Genomic DNA, 13,221 nt, shown 5'->3' with positions numbered 1-13,221 from the left:
CACCTACATGTTATTCCATGAGACTTTTATACAATTTCTTATAAGCCAGAGCTGATTTTTCCCAGCTATAATCTTCAGTCATTGCTTGTTTTACAAGCTGCTCCCATACCGGTTTATCCTGATAAAATTCAATTGCACGACGAACAGTGTGCAACATGTCATGTGCATTAAAGTTCGTGAAACTGAAACCATTTCCTTCTCCAGTTTCTTCGTCATAAGATTGTACCGTATCATTTAATCCGCCTGTCTCTCTTACAATTGGAATCGTACCGTACGCTAATGCGATAAGTTGTCCAAGTCCACATGGTTCAAACAATGATGGCATTAAGAATAAATCACTTCCCGCATATACTTGGTGGGCTAATTCTTCATTAAAGCCAATATACACTTTTACCTTCTCAGGATACTCATATGCCATCCACTCAAAGAATTTCTCATATTCCGAATCACCTGATCCTAAAATAATACATTGTACATCTTCTTCTATTATTTCACGGAATACAGTACGTACTAAATCAAGACCTTTTTGCTTCGTTAATCTCGTTACCATTGAAATAATCGGCGTTTCTTCTTTTTCTGGCAAACCAAAATAACGCTGCAACGCGCGTTTATTTTTACTCTTTTCATATAATGAATCTGCATCGTACTGAGCAGTAATATACGAATCCGTTTCTGGATTATACACGCTCGTATCAATTCCATTTACAATGCCGCTAAGCTTACCATTATATTTTCGCAACAATCCATCTAACTTCTCACCGAAAAATTCATATTGAATTTCTTCTTTATATGTCGGGCTAACCGCTGTAATTTGATCAGAAGCGATAATACCGCCTTTCATAAAGTTCACATTTCCATAAAACTCTAACTGCTCACTATGAAAATATTCATCACCAAGTTCTAGCAAGTCGTACATCACTTCAGGAGGAAATACACCTTGGAACTGCAAGTTATGAATTGTATATACTGTTTTAATATGCTCATATAATGGGTTATCTTGATACTTTTCACGTAGTAAGAAATTTACCATAGCTGTATGCCAATCATGGCTATGAAGAACATCCACTTCAAAGTCAAGATGAGGAATACACTCTAAAACTGCTTTCGAAAAATAAGAAAAACGCTCTCCGTCATCATAATGACCATACAGAGAATCCCTCTTAAAATAATATTCATTATCTATTAAGTAATACGTAATCCCGTCTTGCTCACCTTTTAAAATTCCGCAATATTGATTTCTCCACCCAAGCGGGACGTTAATTACTTTATGTAGCGTACATCCATCCCTTAATTTTTGCGGAATAAGACTATAATTCGGGAGTATAATACGAACTTCCACACCTAATTTTTTTAGCTCTTTTGGGAGCGCACCTGCTACATCAGCTAATCCTCCCGATTTAACAAATGGTACACATTCTGATACTGCAAATAAAATATTCACTTGTTGTCCCACTGCACGAAAAGCTTATACTACTTCCCTTGCAGCTTCCTCCCTTCGAGTTTTCATTTAAATTAAAACTTTAATCAGTGGAGGAAAAACCCCCACTGATTCCTTAAGAATAACTATTAATCGTACTGTTTTGCACGCTTCCTTTTTCTACAACGTATGGCTCATCGGCGTTTCCTTTTAGTACAACACCGTCACCAATTTTCACATCTTTATCAATAATAACACCGTCTATTATACAGTTATCTCCAATTTGGCTCTTTTGCATAATAATGCTATTACGAACAATTGAACCTTTCCCAATTTTAACAGAACGGGAGACAACACTATTTTCTACTTCACCTTCGATAATACTACCATTTGCAATCATTGTATTTTTCACGACTGCACCCTTTACATAACGAGTTGGTGGCTCATCTTTTACTTTCGTAAAGATTGGTGCTTCTTTCTTAAATAGTTGCTTCCAAATAGCAGGTTGCAAAATTTCTAAGCTATGTTTATAGTAGCTTTCAATTGAATCAATAATAGCTACATATCCTGTATGCTCATACGTAGCAATATGTAGTGATTTTCCGCGCTTTTCTCTCACTACATCGAATAAGCTATATTGCTCCACATCTTTATATGAATCGAATAAATCTAACAGTAATTGTTTCTTTAACACGTACGTTTGAAGCGAAACCCCTTCATGGCAAACTTCCGTAATATCAGCTGCCGTATGTATATGTCGCTCTAACACCGCTTGAAAATTCAATGCTGTTACGAGATGGCTATTCGTAATAACGACGTATTCTTCTCTAGCTCTTAGAAAATAATCAATATGTCTTCTAAAATGTGCAAAAGATCCAAATTCATCTTGATCACATTGGCAATTTGGCGGGAATAAAAACAGTCCGTCTCTTTTTCTATCTAAATCCCACTGTTTGCCTGAACCAACGTGGTCCATTAACGAGCGGTTTTTATGACTTGTAAAAACCGCTACACTATGAATATTAGAATTCACCATATTTGAAAGCATGAAATCAATGAGTCGATAACGGCCCCCAAACGGTAACGCCGCTAGTGAACGATGCCCTGTTACTTTCTTTAAGGAAGGAAAACTTCCCGTTGCATTAATAATTCCTAACATTTTTTCTCCCATTCATTTCATCCCCCTTTTCTATTTCCCTTCAGCAATGAGTACTACATCGTCGACATTTTTTTCTGGACGAATAATTGTTCCATCTTCAATAACCATTTCTGATCCAACGATCGCTCTTTCAATCACAACATTTTTACCAATCTTCGCTCCCGGCATAACGACAGAATCAATAACCATACTACCTTCTTCCACCGTCACTCCTTGGAATAGTACAGAATGCTTCACGTCCCCTTCAATGACGCATCCTTCGTTAATAAGTGATTCTTCTACTTTTGCCTTTTCAGCGATATATTGAGGTGGTTCGTTTGGATTAACAGAATAAATACGCCAATTACGATCATTTAAATTCAGTGATGTTTCATCGCGAAGTAAATCCATATTCGCTTCCCATAAGCTTTTCACCGTTCCAACATCTTTCCAATACCCTTCAAACGGATACGCCATTAACTTCTTCCCTTCATCTAATAAAAGCGGAAGTACATCTTTTCCGAAATCATTACTAGATTCAGGGTTTCTTGCATCCATTTCTAAATACTCTTTCAAAATTGCCCAGTTAAAAATGTAAATTCCCATTGATGCAAGATTACTTCTTGGAAATTGCGGTTTCTCTTCAAATTCAACAATCTCCATCTCTTCGTTCGTATTCATAATACCGAAACGACTCGCCTCATCCCAAGGCACTTCAATAACAGAAATGGAAACGTCCGCTTCTTTCTCAATATGGTAATCTAGCATTTTACTGTAATCCATTTTATAAATATGGTCGCCTGATAAAATGAGAACATACTCTGGTTCATATTGACTTAAATAGTTTAAGTTTTGATAAATGGCACTTGCCGTACCTGTGTACCACTTCACACCTGAAGACTCCGCATAAGGAGGTAATACTGTGACTCCACCGCTTACTCGGTCTAAATCCCACGCATTGCCGATTCCGATATAATTATGAAGTTCGAGTGGTTGATATTGCGTTAAAATCCCAACCGTTTCAATACCAGAATTTGCGCAGTTACTTAGCGTAAAATCAATAATGCGATATTTACCACCAAATGGAACAGCTGGCTTGGCTAAATTTTTTGTTAATGCACTTAATCGACTACCTTTTCCCCCTGCTAGTAACATTGCTACGCACTTTTGTTTTTGAGCCATCTTGTTTTTTGCTCCCCTTTCTCGTCTTCACTGGTCGTAATATGGATACGCCAAATGGTGGAATTGTAATTTCTACATGTGCTGCTTGATTATGAAACGGCTCTTGAATCGCCTTCAGACGCTTCTTATTTACTTGCCCTGATCCGCCATATTGCTCAGCATCACTGTTTAAAACCTCGTTATAATACTCGAAATCTGGTACACCTACTTTATAGTTTTCATATGTAGCTTTCGTAAAATTACATACGACAACTAACGCATCTTCTTGTTTATCCCCTTGGCGGATAAAAGAGAAAATACTTTGCTCATTATTATTAGCATCAATCCACTGAAATCCTTCAGGCGAATGATCAAGCTGCCAAAGTGGTTTGGAGCGCTTATACAATGCTATGAGCTCTTTAAAGTAATCATGCATATAACGATGCATTTCAAAATCATGTAAATTCCAATCTAAATCTTCAAGGTCTTTCCACTCATCAAACTGCCCGAATTCTCCACCCATGAAAAGTAATTTCTTTCCTGGATGAGTAAAGAAATATCCATATAATAAACGAAGTTGAGCAAACTTATCCCAGTAGTCTCCTGGCATTTTATTTAATAACGACTTTTTCCCATGAACGACTTCATCATGAGAAAGCGGTAATATGAAATTTTCAGAGTAAGCATATAGTAAAGAGAACGTCATTTTCTCATGAATATATTTTCTGTACTCTGGCGCACACTCCATATACTTCAGCACGTCATTCATCCAGCCCATATTCCATTTGTAATTGAATCCAAGCCCACCTTCATACGTTGGAGCTGTTACAAGTGGCCAAGCTGTTGAATCCTCTGCTGTCATAAGGAAATCTTCATCCTCTGCAAATACCGCTTCATTTAACTCCCGTAAAAATGAAACAGCGTGCTCATTACTTTGCTCTTGTCCTTCTTTATTCCAGTACAGCATGTTTGCAACTGCATCCACCCTGAAACCATCAATGTGGAAATATCTCATCCAAAATAACGCATTTGAAATTAAGAAATTACGTACTTCCCTCTTTCCTAAATCAAAGTTAACAGTTCCCCATACTGGATTTTCTTGCACATCTTTATCTTTATATTCATAAGTCGGTGTCCCATCAAACAAATATAAACCGTGAGCATCTTTACAAAAATGCCCCGGCACCCAATCTAAAATGACACCGATTCCATATTTATGACATTCATCGACAAAATACATCAAATCATGTGGCGTGCCGAATCTACTCGTTGCGGCATAATATCCCGTTCCTTGATATCCCCAAGAACGATCATACGGATGCTCAACAAGGGGCATAATTTCAATATGTGTAAATTGATGTTCCACCACATAAGGAATGAGTTCTTCTGCCATTTCCCTGTAAGAATACAGCGTTCCATCTTCTTTCTTTTTCCAAGAACCGAAATGCAATTCATAAACTGTCATCGCTTCTTTATAAACCGATTTTTTCTTTTTCTTACGACTCCAGTTTTTATCATTCCATTCGTATCCCTTTATATCAAAAACTACAGATGCCGTATTCGGTCTTACTTCTGCATATACAGCATACGGATCTGCCTTAAAAATGACATCACCAGCCGTCGTTTCAATCGCATATTTATATATTTCTTTTTCTTCAATATGCGGTATAAATAAGGACCAAATTCCCTCTTCTGTCACTTGTAGCATCTTATGTTGCTCATAATCCCATTCATTAAAATCTCCAACAACACTCATTGCTTTCGCATGAGGAGCCCATACTGTAAATCGTACACCTCGCATCTCATCTTCCGTCACAATATGTGCGCCAAAGATGTTATAACTGTCATAGTACTTTTCTGTATGAAACTCATCTCGTTTCACTTCTTCACAATTTATTACACTCAATATGCTCACCTCACTAAGATGACAGAATTTTTTATACTTTATCAATTCTGCGAAAAACTGAAATATCCTTGTTAATTTATAAAAAACATACGTTTTTTTCTTAAAAATGTTGAATTTTTTTCACATTTCTATTTAAAATATCGAATTTTGACGAATATTCATTGAAAACGCTTCATTTTTTACTAGCTTTTCATCTTACTATTTATTTCTCAACATCTATTTTATTAGCTTTATCCCCTTTTTCATGCTATTTCCCACTTGAAATCGCAACAAAATAATCTACCATAAAAAAATGTTTCTCAACATTTTTCGTCACAATTTTATTGAAATGGAAAATTGATAAGCATATACTTGTTCTCAATAAAGAACAGAGACTTTTCGTAACTATAATTCATAGTGGACTACTATGTTTACTTATTTATCCTTGTTACGAACAGTCGCTATAAAAATTTAATTAGGGGGCTTTCTTATGTCATTAAAACAAAAGGTTGGAATGGGAGTTGTCACCGCAACGCTCGGCTTATCCCTTACATTCGGCGGTGTATTCGCCTACTTCAGTGATTCTGAAACATCTAGTAACTCATTTCAAGCTGGAACACTAGACCTTTCTATTAATCCCAGTGTAATCGTTGATGTGAAAGATTTAAAGCCAGGTGATTTTATTGAAAAGAATTTCACGCTTGAAAATAAAGGGTCATTGGATATTGCAAAAGTAGCACTTGAAACATCCTATGAAGTTACAGATGCAAAGAAAAATAATGATGGTGAAGATTTAGGCGATCACATCATCGTCAAATTTTTAGTGAATGATGGAAAACCATCTAATCCAAACGATGATCATGAAATTTTGTGGGAAACAAAACTATCACAATTAAAGACTATGAAACCTGAGGATGTGGCTACTTCTTTAGAACGTCATAACTTAATAGACGGTATTAAATCTGGTGAAACAGATTATTTACACGTGCTCTTCTCCTTTGAAGACAACGAACAAGATCAAAATAAATTCCAGGGTGATTCCTTACAGCTAAACTGGACATTCCATGCAGAGCAAACACCGGGCACAGATAAAGTGAAACTTTAATCAGTGGGGGTTTTCTTCATCCCCCACTGATTATCAGCCCTCACCAATCGGACTTTTATGAGCAGTTGATCCCCCACCTAACTTCTTTGCTTTCGCTGCATTTTAAGGTGGGGGTCTTACTGCCCATTAAAGTCGGAAAAATAATTTTTAAAATATAAATTATCGGAGGCTTATACATGAAAAAGAAAAATCGTTTTGTTACCGGAATTGTAACGGCTGGCGTTCTGTTTTCAACTGCCCTTCCGTTCAATGTACTTGCTGAAAATCCTATTAACCAAATTGACTCTTCAAACGCCCAGTCTTTACTATCAAAACTTTCTAAAGAACAACGTCAGGCATTACAAACGTTAGATGCCAACCCTGGTTTTACTATCTCGCCAGATATTAATACAAGTAGTTCCGAACCAGTAAATATCATTGTAGAATTTCAAACGGCTCCAGTAAAGATTAATGAATTAAAACAAAAAGAAAAAGGGTTACAAGCTGCTCCTGAAAATATAAAGGCACGTATTGATCAAGAACATGAGGAATTTCAAAAAGGACTAAAACGTCTTTATCAGTTCAGCCCATCAGTAAAGTCAGGGAATTTCCAGTCCGTACAAATTAAACGTTCTTATAAACATGCGATAAATGGGGTTGCGCTGACGTTACCTGCAAATACAGTGGAAGAATTGTTACGGATTGGCGTGGTAAAACGTATTTGGAAAGATTACGAAGTGAAATTAAATTTACCAAAACAAGCAAAGCAGAAAGCACCTCAAAAACTAACAGATAGCATTCCGCAAATTGGGGTCGATAAGTTACATAGCGAAGGCATTACCGGAAAAGGAATTAAAGTTGGTGTATTAGATACAGGTATTGATTACAATCATCCCGACCTAAAAGACGTGTATAAGGGCTATCGCGCAAAACCTGGCGAAGACTCTAGCAAGGTAGATCCAAACTCAGTAAAAGGTTGGGACTTTATTAATAACGATGCAGATCCGATGGAAACAACTTATACAGAGTGGCAACAATCTGGTGCTCCTGAATTTGATGATCGTGGCTCTTCCTTCTACACCGCGCATGGTACTCACGTAGCAGGTATCGTTTCTGCGCAAAAGAAAAACACATCAGATTCCGCAGTAAAAGGTGTTGCACCTGACATTGAACTGTATAACTATCGTGTACTCGGTCCATACGGAAGTGGAGATAGTTCTGGTATTATTGCTGCAATCGATAAATCTATTTCTGACGGCATGAATGTTATTAACTTATCGTTAGGTGACGATAGCAACAATCCACTTGATCCTACGTCTATCGCTGTCAATAACGCGATGCTTTCCGGTGTTGTTACAGTCGTTGCTGCTGGAAACTCTGGTCCAAATCCAGCGACACTCGGATCACCAGGTGCTTCTCCATTTGCGATTACGGTTGGCGCAAGTGATAGCTCTATTTCCTTACCGAAACTATCAGGTCATGCTGGACAATTACAATTTCCTAACCTAATTTTATTCGGCAAAAACTTTACTGATAAAATAGAAGATTTCAAGGGACAAACTTTACCTATTGAATCTGTAGGAATTGGTACGCCTGACGAGTTTAGTAAAAAAGATGTAAAAGGAAAAATCGCTCTCGTTGCACGTGGTACACTGTCATTTGATGAAAAAATTGCGAATGCAAAACAAGCTGGTGCAAAAGCCGTTATTATTTATAACAATGTGGACGGAGAAATTCCTTTCTACGTTGGCGAAAGTACAAAATACATTCCCGCATTCCGCCTAACGAAAGAAGACGGTGAAAAACTAAAAGCTCAAATCGAACAAGGTAATACATCCTTTACCTTTGACGAACTTAGTTATATTCAAACAGAAGGCGATCATCTTGCAGACTTTAGCTCACGCGGTCCTGTTACATCAAATGATGATATTAAACCAGATATTACAGCGCCTGGTGTTGCTGTACTTTCAACAGTACCTGAATATATTAACGACCCACAAGAGGGCGAAAATTATGATGTTTCCTATGAGCGTATGCAAGGAACATCTATGGCTTCTCCTCATATCGCGGGCGTTGCTGCTCTTATTTTACAAGAACACCCAGAATACTCTCCATTCGATGTAAAGACGTCTCTTATGAACACAGCTGATGATTTAAAAGAAAAGTATTCCGTATATGAAGTTGGAGCTGGACGAGTAGATGCGTACAACGCCGTTCATACGGAAACTAGTTTTAAAGTGCTAGATACAACAAAAACAGTTGTAAATGATGAAGTAATTGAAGTACCTGAAGAAACTGGATCCATTGCATTCGGGAAGTTCTATCAAAAAGACGGTGAATCTCTTGAACAAAAACGAAATATAAAAGTACAAAATCATAATAAACAAGAGAAAAAAGAATTTAAAACAGAAATTTCTTATACACCAGCATCTTCTTCTATTAACGAAGCTACCGCAAACGGTGTAAAAGTTTCTGTTCCAGAAACAATTACTCTTGATGCTGGCAAATCAGATGAAATTGAAGCAAAAATTAATGTTCCAGCCGGTGTAAAACAAGGCCGATATGAAGGATATATTCATATTACAAATACGAAAAATAAAGAAGAAACGTACCAAATTCCGTTCTCTATTCGTGTATCAGAACCTGGTATTGAAAATGCAATATTATCAAGAAAAGCAATTTCAACTGATACATCTAAATTCAATCCATACCGTGAATCGTATTTGCACGGGGCGTTCCAATTAAACAGCGAACTTGAAACGTTAGATCTTATCGTGAAAGATTCCAAAACAAATAAAGCTCTCGGTTTCCTTGGTACATTAAACACTAGTGGATTAAAAACTGATGTGTATTACTACTTAGATTCATTCTTTAACGGCAGGGTGTATCCTTTTACAAATGATCCTGCAAAACCAATTGGTGATGAGAAAATCGACTTACCAGAAGGTGATTACACAATTGAGTTTGTTGGCTACGATAAAGACGGTAAAGCACGTGTGAAAGGGGATTATGTCGTAATTGATAATACACCGCCAGAAGTGAAATTAACTGGATTACAGCCTGGTATTTATGAATTAAATGAAGAGAACTATACAGTAGAAGACGGTAAAAAAGCACTATGGATTAAAGGAAATGTGTATGATTCGAACGTTGACTACTTAAAAGGAAAAGGATTAAACATTACGCAAGAAGCAAACGGAGTGATGTACTATGATTATTCTCCATACTTGCATAAGTTTTTACCTATTAATGCAAATGGTGACTTTAAAGTTGGCATTACTCCTGAATCCTTTAAAACTGAAGGTCCAATGAATACAGGCGTATATATTTTCGATTATGCAACTGCAGGAGCTGACTATCCGAGCGGTGTAAATAACTATTGGTTTATCCCGCAAGGAGCTCAATATGCGAAAACTAGTTATGATAAAAAAGAAGTATATAAAGGTGATGAATTCACTGTGACGCTAAACGCCAAACATGTGAAACAATTTGTTGCTGGGGAATTTAACGTAAAATTCCTAGAAAAGAACTTCAAATTTGCAAATGCGAAATTAAATCCTGCTTTTGAAAAGCTACTTTCCGAAAAAGGGGTGACCGCAAAAGTAAATGAACCGAAACTAGAAGAAGGTTCTGTTACAGTTGGCGGAGCTATCGATGACAAAAACTTCGCTGGATTAGATGGTGATTTCCCGTTCATTGATGTAACGTTCAAAGTAGAAAATGATGAGTTTTATGAAGCAAATGCTCAATTAGATTTATCAGTGTTCGCTTACTGGAAACAAGGTGAATCAGAGCCAAATAGAATGCGTGTCCTTCAAGATCAAACATTCTCAGTTATGTCTTTAAACTCACTAGTCGAAGGAAGTATTAAACCTGGTGCTTTCTTAAATGAACGCGGATATTTAGATGAAAAATTCGATTATACAAAGCATGGCGTAAAAGTATATGCAACAGATTCTTACCGTCATAAGTTTGAAGGCTCACTTGATAAATACGGATCCTTCAAACTAAATGGACTTCCTGTTAATAAACGCGACTATAACTTATATGTAGAAGTACCAGGGCATTTAACAAGCCGACTAACAACGAAACTTGGTACTGAAAAAGACGGTAAGCTACTTGGCCAATATTATTATGCACGCTTTGATGAAAACCTTGCAGGTGATGTAAATGGCGATAAAGTAATTGATATAAAAGATGCTGAAATTATCGCTAACAACTACGGTAAAAAAGGACTATCTGTGAAAGACGGCGACCTTAACAAAGATGGTATTGTCGACGAAAAAGATATTCGCTTCGTTGAAAAGAATTTCTTGAAAAAAGGTCCAGATGCATCCAAATCACAAACACCTGTAGAAAAATCAAAAAGCGGTACACTGGCAGATATTTTAAAGAAATTAGGATTGACGCCTAAAAAATGATAATAATAAAGAGCACTCTACGCAAAGTAGAGTGCTCTTTTCTATAAACGACCCTGATCCAGCAAAAGGGGTATATTGGGGATATACAAGGGAAACCGGAAAAGGAATTTATATTCAATTATATATAAATCCAGAAGTAAGAAGTAGTTCCCCACTTCTGGATTATTTAGCAATTATTATAGTACTGGTGCCATTGTTTCTTTTAATACTTTTACAGAATGAGCGAATTTCGCTTTTTCATCCTCATTTAACTCAAGCTCTACGATTTCACGTACACCTTCACGGTTAATTACAGCTGGAACACCTACGTAAGCATCTTTCTCACCGTATTGACCTTCAAGGTATGCAGATACAGTTAATACGCTGTTCTCGTTGTTTAAGATTGCTTTAGTTACACGAAGTAGTGACATACCGATTCCGTAGTAAGTTGCACCTTTACGCTCGATAATATGGTAAGCCGCATCACGTACGTTTTCGAAGATTTTATCTAAGTCTTCTTGTTTGTACTGTGCGTTGTTAGCTAAAATTGTTTCTAGTTTTTGTACACCGATAGTAGCGTGACTCCATACTGGAAGTTCAGTGTCACCGTGTTCACCAACGATGTAAGCATGAACGTTACGTGGATCTACATCTAAGTAGTCACCTAACATGTAACGGAAACGAGCAGAGTCTAAAGTAGTACCAGAACCAATTACGCGCTCTTTTGGTAGACCAGATTCTTTCCAAGTTACGTAAGTTAAAATATCAACTGGGTTAGTTGCGATTAAGAAGATTCCATCGAATCCGCTATCCATAATACCGCGAACGATTTGTTTAAAGATCTTTGTATTTTTCTCAACTAAGTCTAAACGAGTTTCACCTGGCTTTTGTGGTAATCCAGCAGTGATAACTACTAAATCTGCATCTTTACAATCTGCATAGCTACCGCTCCAAACTTTTGTTGGTGATGGAGAGAATGGTACCGCATGGCTTAAGTCCATTGCTTCCCCTTCTGCTTTTGCTTCATTAACATCTACTAATACGAATTCTTCAGCTACACCTTGGTTGATCATTGAGTAAGCGTAACTACAACCTACAGCTCCTGTTCCTACTAATACTACACGATTGATACCTTTTTTCATGGTAATTTCCCCTCTCTATTGTTCACATATATTTTTTTATGATTGTTTAAGTAATTAATTAAAATACTAATTTAATGTTGTTTAACTTCTTTACACTCATATTGTAGCACGTATTATTGTGAAAAAGTTCACAAATTATGACCTATTTGTGAACTTTTTCACATAGAGTGTAAAGTTATTGGAATAGGTGTGGAATCCATTTCAATGGAGGCGTTTTCTTTAGATTGTGAAAGGGATTTTCTTATGTTTTTGTCGGTAAGTGAAATTATATCGGCGATTTTTAGAATATATCGACTATAACTCCAAATATATCAGCGATTTTTGAAATTTATCGACCGTAACTCAAATTATATCGGCGATTTTTGCAATATATCGACTTACCGACAAAACTCGACAATAAAAGCTGTCTTCAGTAGATCATCTACTGAAGACAGCTTCTTCTATTTATACTATTTGTTTTCCGCGGTAGCACCTAATACAGCATCCTTTGTTTGAACAACCCATATTTCAATTTTTATTATTCAACGGTATCTAATAACTCTACAACTAATTCCTTAGGATCTTCCCAGCTATGAGATTTACCCGTTTATCCAAGTGCAGGAGGCTTTAGCATACGGCCGAGATAAAAATTCAATTTAAGTATGATTTGTTAAGTGAACATTCCTTCATACTCATACAGGTCAAGGTAAACAACATGATTATACTTACAGCTCTCTGTATTCCCAACTGTAACAGCGAATACTTCATCTTTCTTTTAATTCATAAAAAAAAGCAGACTATCCAAAGGCTACTTTTACACAACAAAAAAGAGATAGCAGATTATGCTATCTCTTTTAGTATGACCCGTACGGGATTCGAACCCGTGTTACCGCCGTGAAAGGGCGGTGTCTTAACCACTTGACCAACGGGCCAATTACTGGCAGAGAAGAAGGGATTCGAACCCTCGCACCGCGTTCGCGATCTACTCCCTTAGCAGGGGAGCCCCTTGAGCCAC

General features: G+C 37.0%; 7 protein-coding genes, 1 tRNA gene and 1 pseudogene. 3 read left to right on the top strand and 6 right to left on the bottom strand.

What is annotated here, in order from left to right; genetic code table 11:
• Nucleotides 1–10: 10 nt before the first annotated feature.
• The 4 genes from glgA to glgB form a co-directional block, all read right to left on the bottom strand.
• The gene (gene glgA, locus PDK19_RS16855; protein ID WP_270707644.1) at nucleotides 11–1,441 is read right to left on the bottom strand and encodes a glycogen synthase GlgA; all 1,431 of its coding nucleotides are present in this window, start codon (nucleotides 1,439–1,441) and stop codon (nucleotides 11–13) included.
• Between the two features lie 112 nt (nucleotides 1,442–1,553).
• Nucleotides 1,554–2,588 carry a glucose-1-phosphate adenylyltransferase subunit GlgD gene (gene glgD, locus PDK19_RS16850; protein ID WP_000504138.1) on the bottom strand — a complete coding sequence of 345 codons (1,035 nt, stop codon included), beginning with the start codon at nucleotides 2,586–2,588 and terminating at the stop codon, nucleotides 1,554–1,556.
• An 18-nt stretch (nucleotides 2,589–2,606) separates the two neighbouring features.
• Nucleotides 2,607–3,737 carry a glucose-1-phosphate adenylyltransferase gene (gene glgC / locus PDK19_RS16845; RefSeq protein WP_000057613.1) on the bottom strand — a complete coding sequence of 377 codons (1,131 nt, stop codon included), beginning with the start codon at nucleotides 3,735–3,737 and terminating at the stop codon, nucleotides 2,607–2,609.
• Entirely contained in the window at nucleotides 3,685–5,622 is a 1,938-nt protein-coding gene (gene glgB / locus PDK19_RS16840; protein WP_000111368.1) for a 1,4-alpha-glucan branching protein GlgB, read from the bottom strand. The genes glgC and glgB overlap by 53 nt, the downstream gene beginning before the upstream one ends.
• A 469-nt stretch (nucleotides 5,623–6,091) precedes the next feature.
• On the opposite strand from glgB, the gene PDK19_RS16835 reads away from it, so the two are divergent.
• Together PDK19_RS16835 and PDK19_RS16830 are read left to right on the top strand one after the other, a co-directional pair.
• On the top strand, nucleotides 6,092–6,706 hold the full coding sequence (locus PDK19_RS16835) for a CalY family protein (RefSeq protein ID WP_000053952.1): 615 nt from the start codon (nucleotides 6,092–6,094) through the stop codon (nucleotides 6,704–6,706).
• Between the two features lie 176 nt (nucleotides 6,707–6,882).
• Nucleotides 6,883–11,106 (top strand): S8 family serine peptidase, encoded by a 4,224-nt coding sequence (locus PDK19_RS16830; protein ID WP_270707643.1) that lies wholly within the window; start codon nucleotides 6,883–6,885, stop codon nucleotides 11,104–11,106.
• Nucleotides 11,107–11,282: 176 nt separating this feature from the next.
• Here the strand turns inward: PDK19_RS16830 and PDK19_RS16825 are convergent, their stop codons facing one another.
• Nucleotides 11,283–12,227, bottom strand: a complete 945-nt coding sequence (locus tag PDK19_RS16825) for an L-lactate dehydrogenase (protein WP_000715337.1) — start codon at nucleotides 12,225–12,227, stop codon at nucleotides 11,283–11,285.
• A gap of 584 nt (nucleotides 12,228–12,811) precedes the next feature.
• Here PDK19_RS16825 and PDK19_RS16820 point away from each other — a divergent pair.
• A pseudogene (locus tag PDK19_RS16820) lies at nucleotides 12,812–12,967 on the top strand (IS4 family transposase); the annotation flags it as partial.
• A gap of 99 nt (nucleotides 12,968–13,066) precedes the next feature.
• Here the strand turns inward: PDK19_RS16820 and PDK19_RS16815 are convergent.
• Nucleotides 13,067–13,138, bottom strand: a tRNA-Glu gene (locus tag PDK19_RS16815).
• Nucleotides 13,139–13,221 lie beyond the last annotated feature (83 nt).

Origin of the sequence: Bacillus cereus group sp. BcHK124, from assembly GCF_027712065.1 — a bacterium.
Lineage (GTDB): Bacteria > Bacillota > Bacilli > Bacillales > Bacillaceae_G > Bacillus_A > Bacillus_A pacificus.
This window is presented reverse-complemented; position numbering and strand designations above follow the sequence as displayed.

Coding starts and splice junctions, on each gene's coding strand:
- glgD (WP_000504138.1), bottom strand. CDS start 2,588: ATGGGAGAAAAAATGTTAGGAATTATTAATGCAACGGGAAGTTTTCCT.
- glgC (WP_000057613.1), bottom strand. CDS start 3,737: ATGGCTCAAAAACAAAAGTGCGTAGCAATGTTACTAGCAGGGGGAAAA.
- PDK19_RS16835 (WP_000053952.1), top strand. CDS start 6,092: ATGTCATTAAAACAAAAGGTTGGAATGGGAGTTGTCACCGCAACGCTC.
- PDK19_RS16830 (WP_270707643.1), top strand. CDS start 6,883: ATGAAAAAGAAAAATCGTTTTGTTACCGGAATTGTAACGGCTGGCGTT.
- PDK19_RS16825 (WP_000715337.1), bottom strand. CDS start 12,227: ATGAAAAAAGGTATCAATCGTGTAGTATTAGTAGGAACAGGAGCTGTA.